At 42.1% G+C, this 21,862-nt stretch carries 20 protein-coding genes; 10 read left to right on the forward strand and 10 right to left on the reverse strand.

Annotation, left to right across the window (positions count from 1 at the left end; all coding sequences use genetic code 11):
• Window positions 1–449 precede the first annotated feature (449 nt).
• Window positions 450–908: a response regulator gene (locus IM477_RS15445; protein WP_353845549.1), complete on the forward strand. Its 459-nt coding sequence runs from the start codon at window positions 450–452 to the stop codon at window positions 906–908.
• Here IM477_RS15445 and IM477_RS15450 read toward each other — a convergent pair whose 3' ends face one another.
• A complete protein-coding gene (locus IM477_RS15450; protein WP_002763844.1) occupies window positions 909–1,091 on the reverse strand; it encodes a hypothetical protein in 183 nt (60 codons plus the stop codon). It abuts the gene before it with no gap.
• A gap of 226 nt (window positions 1,092–1,317) precedes the next feature.
• Between IM477_RS15450 and IM477_RS15455 the strand changes: the two genes are divergently transcribed.
• The 3 genes from IM477_RS15455 (at window position 1,318) to truB (ending at window position 5,029) form a co-directional block, all read left to right on the forward strand.
• Window positions 1,318–2,889 carry a hydantoinase B/oxoprolinase family protein gene (locus tag IM477_RS15455; protein WP_287732443.1) on the forward strand — a complete coding sequence of 524 codons (1,572 nt, stop codon included), beginning with the start codon at window positions 1,318–1,320 and terminating at the stop codon, window positions 2,887–2,889.
• 127 nt (window positions 2,890–3,016) lie between these two features.
• On the forward strand, window positions 3,017–4,063 hold the full coding sequence (tsaD, locus tag IM477_RS15460) for a tRNA (adenosine(37)-N6)-threonylcarbamoyltransferase complex transferase subunit TsaD (protein WP_287732445.1): 1,047 nt from the start codon (window positions 3,017–3,019) through the stop codon (window positions 4,061–4,063).
• Between the two features lie 84 nt (window positions 4,064–4,147).
• A complete protein-coding gene (truB, locus tag IM477_RS15465; RefSeq protein WP_287732446.1) occupies window positions 4,148–5,029 on the forward strand; it encodes a tRNA pseudouridine(55) synthase TruB in 882 nt (293 codons plus the stop codon).
• Window positions 5,030–5,164: 135 nt separating this feature from the next.
• Here the strand turns inward: truB and IM477_RS15470 are convergent, their stop codons facing one another.
• The 4 genes from IM477_RS15470 to IM477_RS15485 all read right to left on the reverse strand — a co-directional run bounded on the left by IM477_RS15470 (window position 5,165) and on the right by IM477_RS15485 (window position 8,846).
• Window positions 5,165–5,437: a winged helix-turn-helix domain-containing protein gene (locus IM477_RS15470; protein ID WP_287732447.1), complete on the reverse strand. Its 273-nt coding sequence runs from the start codon at window positions 5,435–5,437 to the stop codon at window positions 5,165–5,167.
• 101 nt (window positions 5,438–5,538) lie between these two features.
• Window positions 5,539–6,585, reverse strand: a complete 1,047-nt coding sequence (gene hisC / locus IM477_RS15475) for a histidinol-phosphate transaminase (RefSeq protein WP_287732448.1) — start codon at window positions 6,583–6,585, stop codon at window positions 5,539–5,541.
• Between the two features lie 91 nt (window positions 6,586–6,676).
• Window positions 6,677–7,897, reverse strand: coding sequence for a (E)-4-hydroxy-3-methylbut-2-enyl-diphosphate synthase (gene ispG, locus IM477_RS15480; protein ID WP_002798930.1), 1,221 nt, complete (start codon window positions 7,895–7,897; stop codon window positions 6,677–6,679).
• Between the two features lie 34 nt (window positions 7,898–7,931).
• Entirely contained in the window at window positions 7,932–8,846 is a 915-nt protein-coding gene (locus IM477_RS15485; RefSeq protein WP_287732449.1) for an alpha/beta fold hydrolase, read from the reverse strand.
• 205 nt (window positions 8,847–9,051) lie between these two features.
• Here IM477_RS15485 and IM477_RS15490 point away from each other — a divergent pair, with 205 nt between their 5' ends.
• Complete coding sequence (locus tag IM477_RS15490) at window positions 9,052–9,621, forward strand: TIGR04376 family protein (protein WP_002797241.1); 570 nt, start codon at window positions 9,052–9,054, stop codon at window positions 9,619–9,621.
• Window positions 9,622–9,835: 214 nt separating this feature from the next.
• Complete coding sequence (gene lysS, locus IM477_RS15495; RefSeq protein WP_287732450.1) at window positions 9,836–11,557, forward strand: lysine--tRNA ligase; 1,722 nt, start codon at window positions 9,836–9,838, stop codon at window positions 11,555–11,557.
• Between the two features lie 215 nt (window positions 11,558–11,772).
• Here lysS and IM477_RS15500 read toward each other — a convergent pair whose 3' ends face one another.
• The 3 genes from IM477_RS15500 to IM477_RS15510 form a co-directional block, all read right to left on the reverse strand.
• A complete protein-coding gene (locus tag IM477_RS15500; protein ID WP_287732451.1) occupies window positions 11,773–13,419 on the reverse strand; it encodes a DUF3685 domain-containing protein in 1,647 nt (548 codons plus the stop codon).
• Window positions 13,420–13,477: 58 nt separating this feature from the next.
• Entirely contained in the window at window positions 13,478–13,918 is a 441-nt protein-coding gene (locus IM477_RS15505; protein ID WP_159293962.1) for a Fur family transcriptional regulator, read from the reverse strand.
• 765 nt (window positions 13,919–14,683) lie between these two features.
• The gene (locus IM477_RS15510; protein WP_287732452.1) at window positions 14,684–15,154 is read right to left on the reverse strand and encodes a DUF29 domain-containing protein; all 471 of its coding nucleotides are present in this window, start codon (window positions 15,152–15,154) and stop codon (window positions 14,684–14,686) included.
• Between the two features lie 242 nt (window positions 15,155–15,396).
• Here IM477_RS15510 and IM477_RS15515 point away from each other — a divergent pair, with 242 nt between their 5' ends.
• From IM477_RS15515 to recN, 3 genes are all read left to right on the forward strand, one after another.
• Window positions 15,397–16,455: a DUF2157 domain-containing protein gene (locus IM477_RS15515; protein ID WP_287732453.1), complete on the forward strand. Its 1,059-nt coding sequence runs from the start codon at window positions 15,397–15,399 to the stop codon at window positions 16,453–16,455.
• A 95-nt stretch (window positions 16,456–16,550) separates the two neighbouring features.
• A complete protein-coding gene (gene rppA, locus IM477_RS15520) occupies window positions 16,551–17,231 on the forward strand; it encodes a two-component system response regulator RppA (protein WP_287732454.1) in 681 nt (226 codons plus the stop codon).
• A 228-nt stretch (window positions 17,232–17,459) separates the two neighbouring features.
• Window positions 17,460–19,187 (forward strand): DNA repair protein RecN, encoded by a 1,728-nt coding sequence (gene recN, locus IM477_RS15525; protein ID WP_287732455.1) that lies wholly within the window; start codon window positions 17,460–17,462, stop codon window positions 19,185–19,187.
• A 3-nt stretch (window positions 19,188–19,190) separates the two neighbouring features.
• Here recN and IM477_RS15530 read toward each other — a convergent pair whose 3' ends face one another.
• Together IM477_RS15530 and IM477_RS15535 are read right to left on the reverse strand one after the other, a co-directional pair.
• Complete coding sequence (locus IM477_RS15530; protein ID WP_287732456.1) at window positions 19,191–19,832, reverse strand: Uma2 family endonuclease; 642 nt, start codon at window positions 19,830–19,832, stop codon at window positions 19,191–19,193.
• A 24-nt stretch (window positions 19,833–19,856) separates the two neighbouring features.
• Complete coding sequence (locus tag IM477_RS15535; RefSeq protein ID WP_287732457.1) at window positions 19,857–20,498, reverse strand: Uma2 family endonuclease; 642 nt, start codon at window positions 20,496–20,498, stop codon at window positions 19,857–19,859.
• A 121-nt stretch (window positions 20,499–20,619) separates the two neighbouring features.
• Here IM477_RS15535 and IM477_RS15540 point away from each other — a divergent pair, with 121 nt between their 5' ends.
• On the forward strand, window positions 20,620–21,801 hold the full coding sequence (locus tag IM477_RS15540) for an NAD(P)/FAD-dependent oxidoreductase (protein WP_287732458.1): 1,182 nt from the start codon (window positions 20,620–20,622) through the stop codon (window positions 21,799–21,801).
• Window positions 21,802–21,862: the final 61 nt, after the last annotated feature.

Below are 21,862 nucleotides of genomic sequence, written 5' to 3' on the forward strand. Positions count from 1 at the left end.
TAAATTAACATTCCGCAATATTTACAAATTCTTAAGAATTAATTGAGAAAGATTTTTATTTAACAACGATGTTATGATAGTTACAGCGATTTTACTGAATTTCATGATGGGTTACTCTGTGCTTTTCTGGGCAGCAATGGTTGAAACCCTTGCCACACCTACAAGGTAATCCTAATTAAGACAGGTAAATTAGTCAATTTCACCGGCAACGATGATCTTTTTTTTGTGTAGTTTTATTGCAAAAAAAAAGTTTTTTTGACAAAAAGCACAAAGTGTGATAAGAACCGAACGTATTTCTGGCTGCCAGTAGTTATTGCAGAGTGGGAGTTGGGGAGAAGGGAAAAGAGAGAAGGGAGTGGGGGAATTATGAATTATGAATTGGGGAGGTGGGGAGGTGGGGAAGTGGGAAGTGTCGTGAAGTTAAGTCCAAAAGATCAACAGGCTCTACAATGATAACAAGTCAGACCTCCAAGTCAAGAAAAATGATTATAATGAAGCCGAGAGAGCCAATTAAAGTCTTAATTGCCGAAGATCACGAGCTAACTTGTTTAGTACTCAAGACTTTAATTTCCCAGCAGCCGCATTGTCAGGTGGTGGGAATTGCTGTTAATGGTCAACAGGCTATCGCATTGGCGAAAATTTATCAACCAGATGTAATTATTTTAGATGTACGGATGCCTGTCTTAAATGGACAGAGCGCCGCTATTCAGATCAAACAATTCGACCCTTATGTCCGCATTATCGCCTATAGTTCCTTGGCAAATCTTCCAATGGAAAAAAATAATCAAACTACAGCCTTTGATCTATACTGCCCTAAAGATATATCTTCCCAAGCTCTGATCAAAGCGATCGATGACTTGGGAAAATTAGCACAATCGGACAAATCTCAATTCCGTCGGGTCGGATAGTTAACTAAGTTTTTCTTCAGGAAAAGTTGCTTGAAACTCATCGAGTAATTCATCCAACTCCTCAAGAGCTTGATTAACATCTAATCTCAGACCCCCAATGTCGGGTTTATCGCGCAATTGCAGTAAATAATCCCGTTTATTGGCCATTTGTTGCACTTTATCGATCAAGCTGGTTTTATCCATAATTCACCCTCTGGTACTGACTGCGATTATATATCAGTCAGCCCCTATCAGTGAACAGTGATCGGTGAACAGTGAACAGCCAGTGATCACTGGTAACTAGATCTCCTGCAAAAATCAAAAATCTTCTCTTGGGTGAGCAGACAGTAAACTCCGAGACAGGAGGAGAAAAAAGACAATAGACAGCTAACTGATAACTGATAACTGATAACTGATAAGTGACTTTCCTATGTCCCCTCTCAATTCTCACCGCACAGAAATAACTACCGTTGCCGATCCTATTTATCTAGAAATCTTTAAAAATCTCTATCAATTTATTGCCGAAGAAATGGGGATTACTCTGCAAAATACGGCAGCAAGTGTCAATATTAAAGAGCGCCTAGACTTCTCCTGTGCTATCTTTGATGAGGTAGGAAATTTAATCGCCAATGCTCCTCATATTCCCGTCCATTTAGGTTCTATGTCCGATAGTGTCAAAAGCTTAATTCAGGATAAAGGGGAGACGATTCGTCCAGGGAATGTTTATCTGGCTAATAATCCTTATAATGGCGGTACTCACCTGCCGGATGTCACAGTAATTAGTCCTATTTTTGACCGCCAAAATCAGGAAATATTATTTTATCTTGCCTCCCGGGGACATCAAGCTGATATCGGTGGCATTACCCCCGGTTCTATGCCTCCCCATTCTGTCCATATTAGCGAAGAAGGAATTTTATTCGCTAATTTTTTGCTGGTAGCGGCGGGACAGTTTCGGGAACAAGAATTAATTAATCACTTAACTAATAGTCCTTTTCCTGCACGCAATATCGCCCAAAATATTGCCGATTTTCAGGCACAAATAGCCGCTAATGCCAAGGGGGAAAGAGAATTACATAATATGGTTGAGCGCTACGGATTAGCTATGGTTAAAGCCTATCAACAGTTCGTTCAAGATAATGCGGAATTAGCGGTTAGAAAAGCTATATCTGTCCTGAAAGATGGGGAATTTACTTATTATCTGGATAACGGTGCTGTCATCAAGGTCAGAATTAGCATAGATATTGATAATTGTCAAGCAACCATTGATTTTACTGGCACATCTGACCAGTTAAATAATAATTTTAATGCACCCCTAGCAGTGACAAGAGCGGCGGTTTTATACGTTTTTCGTACCCTTGTGGAGGAGGCAATCCCTTTAAATGCTGGCTGTTTCAAACCCCTCCATTTAATTATCCCGTCTGGCTGTTTTCTTAATCCCGTTTATCCAGCGGCCGTAGTAGCAGGAAATGTAGAAACTTCCCAGGCAATAGTTAATGCTTTATACGGTGCTTTAGGCATTCAAGCAGCCAGCCAAGGGACGATGAATAATTTCACTTTTGGCAATCAAGAATATCAATATTATGAGACTATTTGTGGCGGTTCCGGTGCCGGGGCAAATTTTGCGGGAACCGCTGCCGTGCAAACCCAGATGACTAATTCCCGTCTCACCGATCCAGAAGTATTAGAAATGCGCTATCCTGTGTTAGTAGAAAGTTTTAGCATTCGCCACGATAGTGGTGGCAGGGGACAATATTCTGGAGGTGATGGTGTGATTAGAAGAATTAAATTTCAAGAGGCGATGACTGCTAATATTTTATCGGGGAATCGCCTGATTCCCCCCTTTGGACTAGCGGGAGGAAAAGCTGGTAAAATAGGACGTAATGCCGTGGAAAGAAACGATGGAACTATCGAAGAATTGCCCGGTACCGCGACTATAGAAATGAACCCTGGTGATATTTTTATTATTGAAACTCCCGGCGGTGGTGGCTATGGAAATTGCTGAATGATAACTTTAATTTTAATTAAGTACCTAAGCAAAATTAAGTAAGTGGTTATAATTAAATTAAAGATGGATCCCCCCTTAATCCCCCCTGAATAAGGGGGGTGTCTGACGATTTACTGATTAATTTATGACAATTATCTTAGCGATCGAAACCAGTTGCGATGAAACGGCTGTGGCTATTGTTAACAATAACCTGGTGTTGAGTAGTGTGGTTTCTTCTCAAATTGATCTCCATCGTCTCTATGGCGGTGTTGTGCCGGAAATGGCCTCCCGACAACACCTAGAAACCATTAATTTTTGTCTAGAAAAAGCTTGGCAAGAAACGGGGTTAAATTGGTCAGAAATTGATGGAATAGCCGCCACAGTTGCCCCCGGTTTAGTAGGTGCTTTAATGGTGGGAATGACGGCGGCTAAAACCCTGGCTATTGTCCACGATAAACCCTTTATCGGCATTCATCATCTCGAAGGTCATATCTATGCTTCCTATCTCGCTGAATCTGATCTTAAACCTCCTTTTTTATCTCTTTTAGTCTCTGGGGGTCATACCAGTTTAATCCATGTGCAGGCCTGCGGCAAATATCAACAATTAGGAACCACTAGAGATGATGCAGCCGGAGAAGCTTTTGATAAAGTGGCACGATTATTAAACTTAAGTTATCCGGGTGGTCCGATAATCGATCGCATGGCTAAAGATGGTAATCCGCAAGCTTTTCCCTTGCCTGAGGGTAAAATATCTTTACCAACCGGCGGTTTTCATGCCTACGATTCCAGTTTTAGTGGTTTAAAAACTGCTGTTTTGCGCTTAGTAGAGAAATTCGAGCCAGATAATTTACCTGTAGCTGACATAGCCGCTAGTTTTCAAGATACGGTAGCCAGAAGTTTAACCCGTCGGACAATTAATTGTGCCTTAGATTATGGCTTAAAAACTATTGCGATCGGGGGAGGAGTTGCGGCCAATAGTGCCTTAAGAAATCATCTGGAAACTGCCGCCAAAAATCATCATTTAACCGTCTATTTTCCGCCGCTTAAACTCTGTACCGATAACGCCGCTATGATTGCTCGCGCTGCCGTTGATCATTATGATCTTGGTCATTTTTCTGACCTTTCTATCGGTGTTCGTTCCCGTTTACCTTTAAGCGAAGTTATGCAATTATATAATACGTCAGATTTTTAGATATCAGCCGTCAGTATTCAGTATTCAGAATTGAGGAGATTGCTTTTATCTATTCTCCCCATCACCCCATCACCCCACTTCATAATGTTTGGCTTTTTAAATCTCAATAAACCCCCCGATTGGACTTCTCACGATTGCGTGGCCAAAGTCCGAAAAATTCTTAAGACAAAACGAGTCGGCCATGGCGGAACTTTAGATCCTATGGCTACGGGAGTTTTACCGATCGCCGTCGGGGCTGCCACCCGATTACTGCCCTATTTACCCGAAAATAAGGCTTATCGGGCAAAAATCCAGTTAGGACTCAGCACCGATACCGATGATATTACGGGAAAAGCGATCGCTACTTGTCCCTGGCCCGATTTAACTTTAGAGGCAGTTAAGCCCCATTTAGCGGAATTTATCGGCAATATTGCCCAGATTCCGCCGATGTATAGTGCTATTCACAAGGATGGTCGCCGTCTCTACGAATTGGCGCGCAAAGGAGAAATAATCGCAGTGGAGCCTCGTCAGGTCAAAATTGACCAAATTACGGTTTTAGGCTGGTTAGAGGGCGAATTTCCGCAAATAGAGCTAGATATTCACTGTGGTTCGGGGACTTATATCCGTTCCCTGGCCAGAGATTTGGGCAAGGTGTTAGCTGTCGGTGGCACTTTAGCTAGTTTAACTCGCACGGAAAGCTGTGGTTTTCAGTTAGCCGATAGTATTAATCTGGAAGCTTTAATGGCTAATTTCGAGGGTTTAATTTCGCCTCGCATTGCCTTGGCGCATCTAGACTGGATTTCTTTGACGTCAGAGAGAGTTATCGATTGGTTTCACGGCAGAAAAATTAATCTCACCGATGCAAATGTTATGATTGGTTCTCTGGTTGCCGTCGAGTCTTTAGAAGCTCAATTTCTCGGCATTGCTGAGATAGTTGTCAGAGAAGATGAATACTACCTACAGCCTAAAATAGTTATTCAGCAATAGGGTTAATAATTAGGGTCTGCTGAAAAAGTTTTTCGTGGGGACAGGGTGTGGGGTGTGGGGTGTGGGGTGTGGGGAGAATAAATAAAATAATCTCCTATCTCCTGACTCCTGACGACCGACTACTGACTCCTAACCCTAACAACAGTTTTTGATTTTTACAAGAGGTCTAGTATAAACCCACTGATTATGATTTTTTCTGGCCACGACTTTTTTAGAAGCGACCAAAGATTTTAGACAAAGATTGAGCATAGAAACGGGACGATTTAAGCGCTCACTCAATTCTTGAACTGTGATTCCTTGGGGATAAACTTGCATAAGTTCAAAAATTTGTGCGCTAGTATTTAGTCCTTTTGTCGGACTAATAATCTTGATAGCCAAGGCTAGTAATCGGGAGAAACGACAGGCCATTAGACCATTGTTTGTCGCTGCTTTGTTCCGATCGATCTAGCCTTTTTTTTGAGAAGTTATCAGGGTTTAAAGTGCTAATAAAACCTAGACGGAAATAGAGATTAATTTGTTCCCATAATCTCTTGAATAGCAGATAAAAGGCGATCAATCTCCCCATCGGTCCCGATAGAAATCCGCACATAATTCTGAATGCGAGGATGTTTAAAGTATCGCACTAATATCTGACGCTCTTTGAGTTGATTATATAACTCACTGGCACTAATGTTGGGGGGAGAAGCGAGGATAAAATTAGCTTCCGAGTCAAAAACAATAAATCCCAACTCGCGCAAAGAAGTAATTAAACGGCCGCGGGTTTGACGGACTTTTTGCCAAACTTGCTCAAAATAATTATGGTGTTTTAAAGCTGCTGTGGCTAAAGTTTGAGCGATGCGATCTAAATTATAGGAATCACGCACCTTATCCATCTGTTCGATAATGGCCCCAGAAGCAAAACCGAAACCGACTCTTAACCCCGCTAAACTATAACTTTTCGACATAGTGCGACTAATGATGACATTATCGTAACGGGAGAGAAAATCGAGATGATTGTCATCACTAAAATCCACATAAGCTTCATCAATTAATACCAATCCCGAGGCATTAGCACAGGTTGCTTCTAAATAGTCGCGATCAAGATGTTTACCGAGGGGAGGATTAGGGGAAGCCAGAAAAATTAATTTAGCTTCCGGACAAATAATCGGTCCTTCTAATGCAAATTTATCATTAGTGGGAAATTCGATAATATTTGCCCCGTGTACCCGGGCAATTGTCTCGTAAAGGGAATAGGTTAAATCTAAAAAAGCGACGCTTTCGCAAGGGTTAACAAAAGTTCGCAGGGCGATATTAAGTATATCATCGGAGCCATTACCCGCGATTATCTGATCGGCTGTTATGCCGTATAATTCCGCCGCCGTTTGCCGTAACTCTTTTGCGATAGGATCGGGATAGAGTCGGACTTTCTCTAATTGCTCTGGCAGGTGGGCAAAAATTTCCGCCGGTGGGGGATAGGGATTCTCATTGGTGTTAAGTTTGGTAAATCCCGCGCTTTGGGGCTGTTCTCCCGGAGTGTAAGCGGGGGTTTGACGAACACAATCGCGTGTGGGTAGCATGAACTCTCTGGAGCGGCAATTTCTAGCAAGCTTTTTATTATAGCTGATTATCGGGGGTTGAATAGATGTCAACCCCCAATGGTAAAACTAATTAGGGTTCTACCCAACGGCCATCGGCTTTAATTAAATTAATCAACTCGCTTACACCTTCACTTTCGGGGACCCGTTTAATTTCCTCGCGACCGCGATAAAGGGAGATATAACCGGCCTGTTTCCCTACATAACCATAGTCTGCGTCGGCCATTTCTCCCGGTCCGTTGACAATACAACCCATAACGGCGATATCGAGTCCAGTGAGGTGTTGAGTCGCTGCCCGCACTTGCTGCAGGACATCTTCTAAATTAAAAAGAGTGCGACCACAGGAAGGACAGGCGACGTATTCGACCATGGTTTTCCGCAGTCCCAGGGCCTGGAGAATGCTGTAACAGACGGGAATTTCCTTTTCGGGAGCTTCCGTCAGAGAAACGCGAATCGTATCACCAATACCGTCCGCTAAGAGAGTGGCAATCCCAGCAGTGGATTTAATTCGTCCGTATTCCCCATCTCCTGCTTCAGTAACACCCAAATGTAGGGGATAATCCATACCCAACTCGTCCATGCGCTTAACCATGAGACGATAGGCGGCTACCATAACTGGCACGCGGGAAGCTTTCAGGGAAACGACCAGATTGCGAAAATCGAGGGATTCGCAGATGCGGATAAATTCTAAAGCCGACTGTACCATTCCTTCGGGGGTGTCGCCGTAGGTAAAGAGCATTCTTTCGGCCAGAGAACCGTGGTTAACGCCGATTCGCATCGCTTTATCTTGATCTCGCAGGGAAACTACTAAAGGTTTCAGAGTTTCGGCTATTTTTTCGCCAATTTCATCAAATTCTGCTTGACTATACTCGCTGCGGTCGGCTTTCGGTTTCTCGAAAACGTACAAACCGGGGTTAATCCGCACTTTATCGACGTGCTTGGCCACTTCTAGAGCGATTTTCATGCCGTTGTGATGTACATCGGCTACTAACGGCACAGGTTGATAGGTGGCGAGCAGTTTTTCCCTAATTTTAGCTAAAGCGGTGGCGTGAACCAGACTCGGCACGGTGACGCGGACAATTTCACAGCCGATTTCATGGAGGCGACGGATACCTGCCACGGAACCATCTATATCAAGGGTATCCTCGTTAATCATCGACTGCACGACCACGGGATGACCACCACCGATGGTAACGCTACCTACCTGGACGGGACGGGTTTTGCGCCGGTGAATCGTGGTGTCGAATTCGGAGGCAGTTGCGGGAGGGTTGAGCGTCGATTCCAAGGTTTGCATAGGACTATCACCAACAATCACTCTCCCTATTCTCTCAAAGAACAGCAACAGATTCTAGCCACTCTAATAAAATTGGGTTAAAACGGTCAGGACATTCATCCTGTAAACAATGACCGGCCCGTTCAAATTCTACATATTTAATCCTAGGATTAAGGGAGACAAAACCCTGAGCTAACTGGACGGGAACCATCCGATCTTGCTTGCCCCAACACAATAAAATCGGGATTTGTAAGCGTGGTAAAATTAACTTTGCCGGTGGACAATATTCGGGATGATTGACAGCTTGCGCTAGGGAAATAAACGCCTCGGCTGCCCCCTCATCTAGGGTTGGGGCGGCGATAATTTGTACTAATTCGTCGCTGACTGCTTTCTTGTCTTCGTAGGCGATTCCTGTCCATTTTTTCAAGACTTGCGGACGACGCAGATAGTAAAAAATCGGTTTTAATAGCCAAGGGGAAGTGAAAAAGTTTTCGATGGGAGTGACGATATTTAATAACCAATCGGCGATCATTTCCCGCCGACGGCTGACATCGGGTAAACTGAGCATAACTAATCCGGCTACCATTTCCGGATATTTACCCCCTAGGGCCATACTAACTAAAGAACCGATCGAATTTCCCACTAATACCACTGGTCTATTGATAAAAGTTTGCCAGAAATCGTGTATTTGTTCCACCCAGAGATTAACGCTATAGGGAACCTGTACTTTGCGCGAACCACCAAAACCTAATAAATCTACCGCGTAAACTCGATGATTTTGGCTGAGAATAGGAATATTATGGCGCCAATGTTCGATCGCCGCTCCAAATCCATGCAGTAAAATTAAAGGGGGTTTATCGGCATCTTGGGGGTTTTTTGCCGGCATAAAACTATAACGAATTTGCCAACCGCGCCACACCCAATCCCGTTGATAACCGATGCGTTCTGTCCAAGCTGGTGAAGTTGTCACTTAAGTCAAACAATTAAGAGGTTTTCAGGAAATATTATTCTAGTTTGATTATACTGGTTTCCCCGTCCCTAACCGGCCGCCGAATAACATCTTTGTACTACTTTTACCAAATATATTTAAATCTAGGGTTGATCTAGCCTATGCTAAAAAGAGGGGGATTAAAATCGCTCCTAGACTTTAATTGAAAATTTAGGATACTGCACAGATGGGCAATCTATTTGATGATGTCAGTCGCTTTCTTGAAACCCAACTGGAAGAATTTCTCAGAAGTCATCCCCAATTAGAATTACAGGCGCTGGTGGAACAACTGCGCGAACAGGAGCGCGATACTGCTAAACTGATTAGCGCCCTAGAAAATGAGCGTCAACGTCTCGAACAGCAAATTTTGGCCACTGCCCAAGATATCCAAACTTGGCACGCTAGAATTGATAAGGCTAAGGCCGCTGGACGGCAGGACTTGCTTAAGGCTGCTAGTGAACGCGAGGCGGCCCTATTTCGTCAGGGTAATCAACTTTGGGGACGGATGGAAGGGGTGAAAAAACGTCTGAGTCAATCCCAAGAGTTACTGCAACAGGTCCAACAACGTCGTCAAGAAGTGCAAATTAAAGCCGAAAAAGCCCCTAAAAATCAGTCCCGTGACTGGGAAACCACTTTTTGGGATCAACCCCAAGAATCGGACTATCAGCGCTCGAACTACGATAATCTCGATCTAAAATTTAAAGAATGGGAAATGGAAGAAGAATTGAAAAAATTAAAGCGAGAAATGGGACGATAATTACTGTTATTAGGGGAACTGGGGAACTGGGGAAGTGGGGAAGTGGGGAAGTGGGGGAATTTCAACTAAAACCCTAAAACCCTAAAACCCCCCGCAACGCGCACGCAGTGACCACCCCAACACTCCAACATCCCAACATCCCAACATCCCAACACCCTAAAACCCCAAAACCCAACACCTAAAAATTCCCCAGAATTGTTCCTCTTAGAAAACGATGGCATCTCAAGCACAAAATCCTGAAAATCAACCCTCCTCTACCCTCGAAGAAATCCGGGCCGCTCGTTTAGAAAAAGTGGCAGGATTGCAAAAAGCTGGCTTAAATCCCTACGCTTACCAGTGGAAATCTACCGCTCACGCTCAACAATTACAGGAGCAGTACGCTGACTTAGCCCCGGGGGAAGAAATTAGCGTCGAAGTAGCCATTGCTGGTCGGATTATTGCCCGAAGAATTATGGGTAAACTAGCCTTTTTTAACCTGCAAGATGAAACGGGAACGATTCAATTATACCTCGATAAAAAACGCATTAGTGAAACCATGGCCGCCGTGCCGAATGCCTTTAACACGGTAATTAAACTGACCGATACGGGCGATATTTTAGGAGCAAAAGGCACAATTAAACGCACAGAACGCGGGGAATTATCTATCTATGTAAACGAGTACGAAATTCTCACCAAATCCCTCTTACCTCTCCCGGATAAATGGCACGGTTTAACCGATGTAGAAAAACGTTATCGACAAAGATATGTGGATTTAATTGTTAATCCGGAAGTGCGACAAACTTTTCGCCGTCGCGCCCAAATTACCGCTGCCATTCGCAGATATTTAGACCAAGAAGGTTTTATTGAAATTGAAACTCCCGTGCTACAAAGTGAAGCGGGAGGAGCCGATGCTAGACCGTTTATTACCTATCATAATACGCTGGAGATGGAGTTATATCTCCGCATTGCCACCGAGTTACATCTAAAAAGATTAATAGTGGGTGGTTTTGAAAAAGTCTTCGAGTTAGGCAGAATTTTTCGCAATGAAGGGGTTTCTACTAAACACAACCCCGAGTTTACTTCCATCGAAATCTATCAGGCCTACGCCGATTATTATGACATGATGGAGTTAAACGAAAACATTATCGTTAATGCCGCACAAGATGTTTTAGGTACGCTGAAAATCACCTATCAAGACAGGGAAATTGACCTAACTCCTCCTTGGCGACGAGTGACCATGCACGAATTAGTCCAAGAAATAACCGGGGTTGACTTTAATAGTTTTGATGATTTCGAGTCGGCTCGTATTGCCGCAGAAAATGCCGGCATTGGCGTTCCAGAGGACTGTAAAACCATCGGTAAGCTCTTAAATGAAGCTTTTGAACAAAAAGTCGAAGAAACCCTAATACAGCCCACTTTTGTGCTAGATTTTCCCGTGGAAATTTCGCCTTTAGCTAAACCCCATCGCTCAAAAACTGACCTCGTAGAAAGATTTGAATTATATGTGGTTGGACGGGAATTAGCTAATAGTTTTTCTGAGTTAACCGATCCCATCGATCAACGGCAAAGATTAGAAGCACAGGCACTCAAAAAAGCGGCTGGAGATTTGGAGGCCCAAGGCGTTGATGAGGACTTTTTAACCGCTTTAGAATACGGAATGCCCCCCACGGGAGGCTTAGGAATTGGCATCGATCGCCTGATCATGTTATTAACCGATTCTGCCAGTATTCGCGATGTGATTGCTTTCCCCTTATTAAAAAGTCAAAGTACAGCGATTAAATCTTTTGACTACGATCAGGACAAAAAAATTCTGAAAGTGGAATTTAATCACGGTGGTATCTATCTTTATCATGATCTACCTTTGGCAGTATATAAAGATTTTCAGTCCGCACCATCGAAAGGACAGTTTTTTGTCGGACAAATTCGCGATAAATACAGTTTTGACAAGGAATTGTAAAAGTTAGGGTCACTTCAGTTAAGTAGATAGGTGTTAAAAGTTGTCAGACACCCCCCTTATCAAGGGGGCAGGGTAGGGTTGATTCATGAATCAACCCTACTATGAATCAACCCTACTATGAATCAACCCTAGGGGCAGTGGGGATCAGAGGCAAAATCCATCTTCAATTTAATTATAACTACTTCAGTTATCAGTTATCAGTTATCAGTCATAATTCATGATCCCTTTTTACCCTTGACTTCCTGCCAAGTGTTACCGACTCCCTGTAAAACCCCGCGAACTACTAAACCAATACCGCGACCGATAACTTGGATAAGGATATAGACTACTCCCTTACCTGCCACCCGAAAAAAAGCGCGTAAACGAGGAGATAAAGAGTCTCTTAATTCTAAGGCGATCGAAACTAACCAGGGTATGCCTGTTAAACTGTTTAATTCTTCCTGTCGGGGGAAATAAATGGCTAGAGATTTGATTTGTCCCTCGCTATAGTGAAATAATTGATATTGACTTTCAAATATATCTTTGGGGTCTTGCCAATATTTTTGCCGTCGGTATTTCCAAGATAATTCATTGCGGATTTTAGCTAATTTTCTGGCGATGAGAAATTCTGAACGGTAAAGTTTTTGTTTGACTCTTTCGGATTCCGAGAAGTTATTGAGAATAATTACTGTCACTGCATTGGCAATATTATGAAGGAGATTTTGCAGGAGAATTTCGGCTCTGGCGATGGTTTCAGGAGCGTTAGCTCGGTATTCTACTCCGTCAATAGTTAAACTATTTTCGTACACTAAATAGGAAAATAAGTCAAGAGTAAAAGGAATTTTATTGAGGATTTCTGCTTGAATTGCCTCTCTTTCTTCCAGAATAATTTCGTTAAGTCTGCTTTTACTAATTTCGTCAGAAACCGAGGCATTAATTTCTAAAAATTTACGGGTAACTTTCTCCCAGATATCGTAAATAATCAGATTTAAGCGACTGGTTAATTCCCCGCTAGTAATCTGTAAATATCTCATTTCATCGACATTTTTGCGAATTTCATCGAGAACTAAATACAATAATTCCCGTTGCCGATTATCCTGTAAAACATCAATTTCAAAACTGATCTTGGTTCTATTAATTAAAGGCGATCGAATGACCGCTAAAGTGGACTCAAAAACCGCCGAAACACAGAGGGGACGCTCGCGGCTTAAAATTGGTAATTCCCGATCGATATTGTTAATTATTACCGAGGGTGTCACTGAAGCTGAATTGTAATAGCTCCCTTCCAGGGGAATCAGTTTTCTGACTAGCCATAGGGCTGCTAAAAGTTCTCGTTTTCTTCCCTGCCAGTAAAAGCGATCAAAGCCGGATAAAGACTGTTGATTGAGGTGGAGATCAATTAAATGTAATTCACTTTCGATGCGATTTAATCCCGTTTTTCCGGCACTGATTAACCAATGGCTAGGGGCTAAACTTGAACGAGTAGCAATGGTGAGAGGGGAAGGGGCGACATCTGGGGATTCATCCCGGGAAATTTGCCCTAAAATAGTGATAAATTGCTCTAGGTTTGTGCCTTTGGGAATATAACCGGCGATGCCTAATTCTCTGGCGATTAGTTGCTGTCTGGAATCGAGAGGAAAGGTTAATAGAACAATTTTACTTTCAGGATAGCGAGAGTGGAGAATTTCACAGTAAGACCAATCAAAGAGAGGATCGATAATAATAATTTCGGGGGAGGGATTAAGAGTCAAAGCGAAAATTGTTTCTAAATCCCCTTCGGTGACGATACTAATATTTTCTATCCGCGACAATGCCTGCACCAGACCCAAGCGAAAAATCGGGTCATTATCGATGATAATTAAGGTGAGAGGGCGATCGATCACAAGAGTTGCAGCCTGTCAACGGATACTATTCACAGGGTCAATTATACAGTTATCTGGCTCATTTGTTTTGTTTATAGCCATAGAAATCGATGCGATAATCGGTAATTTTTACCCCCGTCGATGCCTCGATCTGTTTAATTAATTCTGGGGGAAGTTGGATATGCACATCGATGATTTGTTGGCTGTCCAGACAATTGACGTGACTGTGGGAGTCGCTGATGTTACCGTAGAGTCTGCCGTCCCAGCGTTCCACAGATTCGATAATGCCTTGACCGGATAGAGCTTCTAGGTTTTGGTACACTGAGGTATGACCGATGTTCTTTCCTTGCAGATTGAGACGATCATAAATTTCTCGCGCTGATAGGTGTTCCTGCGCTTGCCACAGCAATTCTAAAATATAGCGACGCTGACGACTAACCCGCATTCCTAAAGTTTGACACCTTTCGATCGCATCTTCTAAACACCGGATCGGTTTTTGTTTTACCTCCAAATTGTCCATAGTTGTATCCGTTGACCTCCGCCCTAATACATAGTCATTACCAGTTTAGCTTAGTCTTTTGATCGATGTCCACATTGCCCCAGTTTTTATCGTTTTGGGGAGACAGGAGACAGTTATCAGTTATCAGTTACCAGTTATCAGTTATCAGTGGGTAAGTTAAGCTGTTGACTATCTAAATTACTTGTTAAGAGTGTCTATGAGCGGGGAGCAGGAAGAAATAGTCTGATCATTTGTACTAAAATTCCCAAATTTACACAATTCTGGCTTTAAGTCAATAGCCTTTACAAAACTTCAAAAATTGTCACACAAAAAAATGTCACCACTAGCGGCTTTTTTTGGGCAAGAGTATCAACACATTCCCCTGATTGCCTTGGTTTTCCGTTGATTTAAGGTTTAATGCTTAAACTAAGCCCACAGCATACCACGATCATACCATATTATTAAATGTAGGCAACCCCGATTTACAGCTAAATTTTGGCAAATTCTGGGAAAATCAAAATCTTGTAACTTACTTGTTACATTTAACTAATCGCCCCAAATATTTAAATATTTTAATTATTTACCTTAAATTTATAATTTTTACTTATTCTTGAAAGCTGATTAACTAGGGTTGGGCAAAAAAGCTTGTAAGCTCTATTTAAAGTCAGTCGAGTCGCTTAGTATCGGGAGACAGATGTGACTTGTATAGCTTCCCAGTTTTTGAGATTTGAAGACTTTTTAGAAGCATTTTGAAAGCGTCTTAGCCGATGGATTAAATATGAATTATCAGCCATAGAAATCTTCGTCAAGAATCTGTTCTAAGGAAAAAGGGCAGTCTAAGGGATATGCTTCCTCTGGAGGAATCGCAATTCCAAAGTCAGCCAATTTACTTTCCTTGATGGCAATTTTACGACCTTTAGGATAGGTTTTATCGATGGCGATTGCTAAATGAGATTTCAAAGAAGGGGTGTTTTCCAGTAAGGAGATAACTCGTTCCCTCTGTTCGACAATGGAGCTATACCAGCTAGATTTTATGCTTTCAGAGGCGGAGGATTGTACTTGTAATTTCAGTAAATGAGCCAGCAAAATCATTAAATTTCCTTCCAAGGCATTTTTATCTGATTTACCCAATTCTTTCAACTCCTCAACTAAATGAGATACATCTAATGCCTGAAAATCTCCTTGTTCTAACTGACCTATTGTTGTTATCAGCCATAATTGAAAATCTTGTTCATAGAGTTCTGATTTAGTTATCATAATTCCTTCGATAATAGTTAATCTAGACTGAATTATACTCTATTTTGCAGATTTCGGATGTTTCTAGCGGTAAATGTTAAGTTTTACTACAGGATTTAACATCTGCGCCTATGCCCTATTCCCCTATCCTTAGGATAAGCTGTTAATTAAGCATTTAAATTGCTTGTTGAGATCTGGCACTCTTGCAACAGTAAAGGGATAGGCGGTTAAAATACATCTTAGCTTAAGGACTAGAGAAGATTATGAGACTAGAAAGAGAAGATTTTGATTGGGCGGTACAACAAAACCTAATTACTGCCAGTCAATCTGAAAATTTATGGACGGCTTTTTTATCCCGTTATCCCCAAGAAGATGAAGTTAATCGCCCTCGCTTTAATTTCGCTAATGTGGCCTATTATTTTGGGGCATTAATTGTTATCTCTGCCCTGGGGTGGTTTATGAACAAAGCCTGGGAGAGTTTCGGCGGTGCGGGACTATTTTTTATCGCCCTGTTTTATGCAATTTGTTTTATTTTTGCGGGAAAAAATCTCTATTTTCAGCAAAATCTCAAAATACCCGGCGGCCTTTTATTTACCATGGCAGTGGCAATGACTCCCTTAGCAATCTATGGTTTACAACGCTGGACAGGATACTGGCAAGCCGGATATCCGGGCATCTATCGAGATTTCCATACATGGATTAAAGGCAGTTGGTTTTTAATGGAATTAGGCACGATTATCGCAGGATTAATAACTTTGAGATTTGTTAAATTTCCTTTCTTAACTGCACCGATCGCCTTTAGTCTTTGGTATATGTCAATGGACTTAACCCCTTTACTATTTGGAGAGAACGAATATACATGGAGAGGACGACTGTGGGTATCCTTTTGGTTTGGAATTGCCTGTTTAATAACGGCCTATTTAATTGATGTACGTCAGCGTCGCAGTCGGGGAGATTTTGCTTTTTGGCTATACCTATTCGGATTAATTATGTTTTGGTTTAGTCTATCTTTCCTAATCGATGATAATGAAGCGCAACGATTTTTGTACTGTCTAATTAACTTGGGATTGATGTTATTATCCGTCCTGCTAAAAAGAAGATTATTTGTTGTTTTCGGAGGTATCGGAGTATTTGCCTATCTTTCCTATCTCTCCTATCGTCTCTTTGCCGATTCAATTTTCTTTCCCTTTGCCCTAACCGCCCTAGGACTTGGTATTATCTATATGGGAGTTTTGTATCAGCGTCATTACCCAACCCTGGCTAGATTTATTGAAAGTTATATTCCTCTCGAATGGCGCAATTTATTACCCAAAGATCGATAATTAGGAGAAATGGGGATATGGGGAAATGGGGAGATTCAACTAAAAAACCCCAAAACCCCAAAACCCCAAAACCCAACACCATCTTTTTTACTTTTATGAAAATACTTATCGTTGATGATGAAAAAGAATTAACCGAACCCTTAGAACAAATTCTTGCTCAAGAAGGCTATGAAGTTGATATTGCTGATAATGGTCGGACGGGTTTAGAATTGGCACAAGAGAATAATTATGACCTCTTAATTCTCGATTGGATGTTACCCCAGCAATCCGGATTACAAATCTGTCAATATTTACGCAATCAAGGGGACACCACTCCCGTTTTGTTTCTAACCGCTAAGGATACCATAGATGATCGAGTAGCGGGATTAGATGCCGGTGCTGATGATTATTTAGTCAAACCCTTTCAACTGCGAGAATTATTAGCGAGAGTCCGCGCTTTATTGCGTCGTTCTCCCAATTTTGAAGCTAGTAATAGCAGTAAATTAAAATGTGCTGATTTGGAACTCGATAGCGAAAATCAAGTGGCCTATCGTCACGGTCGCACGATTAGTTTATCAGCAAAAGAAGTACAATTATTGACTTTATTTATGACCCATCCGGGTCAACTTCTCACCCATGAACAAATTTATCAGCATCTCTGGTCAGAAGGAGAGCAACCTAATAGTAATGTCGTTCCTGCCCTGATGCGCTTGCTGCGTCGTAAAATCGAAGCGGCCGGGGAAACACCTCTCATTAATACTGTCTATGGGAAAGGCTACCGTTTCGGGGAAAATTAGGGAATGGTGAAAGATAATGAGAATAAGTAACTGGTTATAATTAAATTAAAAATGGATTTTAGGTTCGATCCCCCCTGCCCCCCTTAATAAGGGGGGTGCCGATAGGCGGGGGGATCCCCCCTTAATAAGGGGGGTGCCGATAGGCGGGGGGATCCCCCCTTAATAAGGGGGGTGTCTGATAATTTTTAACGCCTACCTACTTAGCAACTGATTACTGATTACCGATATATGTTATCCTGCCTACAAATTCAAAATTTTACCCTCATCGATCGCTTAGAATTAACTTTCGGGAACGGATTAAATGTACTGACCGGTGAGACGGGGGCAGGAAAATCGATTATATTAGATGCGATCGATATTGTTCTCGGTGGTAAAGTCAATCATCGCGTCATCCGTCAGGGAAGCCAACAATCAACCCTAGAAGCGACTTTTTCTCTCACCCCAGAATTAATTGCTTGGCTAGAAAGTCAGGAAATTGACCCATTAGAGGATAATAGTCTGACCATCAGCCGGGAATTAGTGATTACTAATAATTCCTTGCGTTCTCGTTCTCGCATTAACGGAGTCGTCGCTAATCGCCAACAAATGGCGCAAATAAGAGATTTTTTGGTAGAAATCACCGCTCAAGGTCAAACAGTTCAGTTAATGGACGCTAATCGACAGAGGGAATTATTAGATCTCTACGGGGGTGAATCGCTGCTGCGGCAGCGGGAAAAGGTAGCCATAGCCTACCTTAACTGGCAAGAAAGCAAGAATAGTTTAAATAATAGGTTGCAATCGGAACAAAATCGCCTACAGAGATTAGATTTATTAGAATATCAACTAAAAGAACTAGAATCAGCTAATTTAACTGACGCTGACGAGTTGGAACAGTTGGAACAGGAAAGAAACCGACTCTCCCACGGTGTCGATTTGCAAAATTCCAGCTATCAAGTCTATCAACTACTCTACCAAAATGATCGCGATCAACCGGCCGTCGCCGATTTGTTAGGAAAAGCTGAAAATATCTTGACAAATATGATGGTTTATGATATCAGTTTAGAGCCAATTTTAGAGATGGTGCGATCGGCATTAAATCAGGTGGTGGAAGCGGGACAGGAAATCAACGTTTATGGGGATAGTCTAGAGGCAGATCCCGAGAGATTGAACGAGATAGAAGAGAGAATTGTCCAACTTAAGCGCATTTGTCGCAAATATGGCCCAAGTTTAGCCGAAGCGCTCGATTATTATCAGAAATTACAGCAGGAATTAGCGGAGTTGACGGGAGAAGGACAATCCATTGAAGAATTAGAAAAAATTTGTCAGCAACAGGAAAACATCTATCGAGAAACTAGCACCCAGTTGACCTTTTTGCGACAACAAACCGCTAGTCAACTAGAAAAACAATTGGTACAGGAATTAAAACCTTTAGCCATGGAAAAGGTGATTTTTGTCTGTCGGATTAACCCGGGTAATCCTAGCAGTCTGGGAGTCGATCAAGTGGTATTTTATTTTAGTCCCAATCCGGGGGAAAAAATCCAACCTTTATCCAGTACCGCTTCCGGAGGAGAAATGAGTCGTTTTCTCCTAGCGTTAAAGTCCTGTTTTTCCCAATCCCAATCGGCAGCAGCAACCCTAATTTTTGATGAAATTGATGCGGGAGTATCGGGAAAAGTTGCCCAAGCAATTGCCGATAAATTAGATCAATTAGGTCAACAATATCAAGTTTTATGCGTTACTCATCAACCCTTAGTGGCTGCTTTAGCTGATCACCATTTTCGAGTTTATAAACAAATGATTGCCGAAGATAATCCCACTAATCTCTCGGAAATTCGCACGGTTGTCCGGGTTACTTCTCTCGATAATCGTCAGACGAGAAGGGAAGAATTGGCACAATTAACGGGAGGAAATTCGGCAGCAGATGCCATCGCTTTTGCCGAGTCTTTATTGGAGAAAGCGGCTGCCAAAAAACAGTAAGATTTAACCTTGAAATTGACTGATTAACCAACGTCCCACCTGACTTTGATCCTTGCTGCGTGCCTGTTGTAAAGCTGACTCTAAAACCGCGAGTTTTAAATTAGGTAAAACCTTTGATATATCAATTCTTTTGCTACCTCGATCGATTATTTCAAAAGCGAATATTTGAGGATCATTTACCTTAACACTCCAGTATTCACTAACTCCTAATTCTTCATAGAGTAAGCGTTTATTACCTAAGTCATCATTGAGGGTAGATTTTGAGATTTCAATGACTAAATCTGGTGGGGGATACTGATTTAAATCAATAATCGAAGTACCGTAGGAAATTAGATTAGCTTTCTCCGCAAAATAATAAGATATATCTGGTTGAACTTCTCGATAAACCGACTTGCGAAAACTGCAATTATCTTTGGCATTAAAGGCCAAATTTTTTAGGGTAGCATAGAGACTAACAGCGAAGATCAAAATAGCATGATCGCTGGCATGATCGTTACCAATAGGAGTCATTTCTAATCGATAATAGCCATTGTAATAATAACTTTTTCCTTGATTTTCTGGGAAGTTGTTAATTGCTTCTAAGTATTCTTCCCAACTAGCTTTAATCCATAAATCTGTCGAGATAGTAGTTTCTAGCTGTTGCATAATATTAGCCTCGATTTTATGGAGTTAACCTTGAAATTGAGTGATTAACCAACGTCCCACCTGACTTTGATCTCTGGTGCGTGCCTGTTGTAAAGCTGACTCTAAAACCGCAAGTCTTAAATTAGGTAAAACCTTTGATATATCAATTCTTTTGCTACCTCGATCGATTATTTCAAAAGCGAATATTTGAGGATCATTTACCTTAACACTCCAGTATTCACTAACTCCTAATTCTTCGTAGAGCAAGCGTTTATTACCTAAGTCATCATTGAGGGTAGATTTTGAGATTTCAATGACTAAATCTGGTGGAGGATACTGATTTAAATCAATAATCGAAGTCCCATTTGGTATCAGATTCGCTTTCTCTCCTAGATAGTAAGATATATCTGGCTGCACTTCTCTAATTCCTCTTTTGCGATAGGAACAAGTGGGGAGTCCTTGAAAAGGAATTTCTTTGAGGATAGCGTAGAGACTCACCCCCAAAAAGACAACATGATGATCTCTAGCGTGTTCAAATCCAATAGGAGTCATTTCTAATCGATAATAGCCATTGTAATAATAACTTTTTCCTTGATTCTCTGGGAGGTGGTTAATTGCTGCTAAGTATTCTTCCCAACTAGCTTTAATCCATCGGTCAGTTATCCCCCTAGTTTCTAACTGTTGCATAGTTATCCAGTCCCGCTTTCAACTTTTCCTCTAATTATAGCAACTATTGCTTAAATCAGAACCAGGGAACTGAGCAAGTATAATGATAGAATAGATTAATCGAGGAAAAATTAGCCCAATTATGACCACAACTTATGATTATATAATTATCGGTGGTGGTATCACCGGTTCTGCCTTAAGTTATGAACTAGCTAACCTAGGCAGTCGAGTCCTCTTATTAGAAAAAGAAACCCATCCCCTCAACGCCACTTTCTACAGTTACGGGGGTTTAGCCTATTGGTCGGCCACCACAGAAATCGAGAGAAAATTATACCAAGAAGGTCGAGAAATTCAGCGCAATTTATCGCAGGAATTGGGCATAGATAACGAATACCGGGACATAGAGCTAATTCTCACCGTTAACCCCGAAGATGATCCAGTCGCTGTGGCCGAAAAATTTGCTATCTTTGCTATTACTCCCGAAATTCTCGATCCGCAAGCAGCGATCGCTTTAGAACCTCTATTAAATCCCGCAGCTATCTCCGGAGTTTTACGACTGCCCCACGGTCACATCAACGCCGAAAAAACTAATCTTGCCTATCAACAAGCTTTTCTACGTCTGGGAGGCAAGATTATTCGGGAAGCTGTCATCGAATTAATTGAAACTGCATCGAGAATTACCGGCGTAAAAACTCCTAAAAATAATTATTATGCTGGGGAAACTATCGTTTGTGCGGGGGGATTAACCCGGTCTTTACTGCAAAAATCTGGTATTACTGCTTCCGTCTATTTTACCCATGCCCAGGTGATCAAAATTCCCCCCACTGAGATCAAATTCAACACCCTAGTTATGCCCGCAATTCCTGCTAGATTGGTATTAGAGCAAAAAATTACCCAACTAGAAAATCAGGGCATTTGGCAGAGAGAAACCCCAGAAATAATTGCCAGTGTTTTAGAAACGGGGGCGGTACAATTCCGGGATCAAAGCCTTTATCTAGGGCAAATTAGCGCCATTATCACCGATCCAGACGGGATTTTAAACCCTCTGGCGGGGGAAAAAGCAATACGCGCCGCCGTGGGGATATTGCTGCCCTCTTTAGCCTCTCTCCCCGGAAGCTGTCATCATTGCCTAGTGGCCTTTGCCCCCTCGGGACAGCCCCTAGTGGGAGCGATCGCCGATAAAGTGGGATTGCAGGTATTTTCTGGCTTTACCAGTACACTTGTATCGGCTCCGCCCCTAGCCCGACGTTTCGCACGTCATCTGCTGGGGGAAAATGACGAGATAATTACTAATTTAAGTAGTCGTGCAAAATTAATTTCCTAGTCGAGACAGGAGACTCCGAGACAGGAGACTCCGAGACAGCTATCAGGGATCAGATTTGAAT

It is taken from the genome of Microcystis sp. M090S1, assembly GCF_020246295.1.
Classification (GTDB): Bacteria; Cyanobacteriota; Cyanobacteriia; order Cyanobacteriales; family Microcystaceae; genus Microcystis; species Microcystis aeruginosa.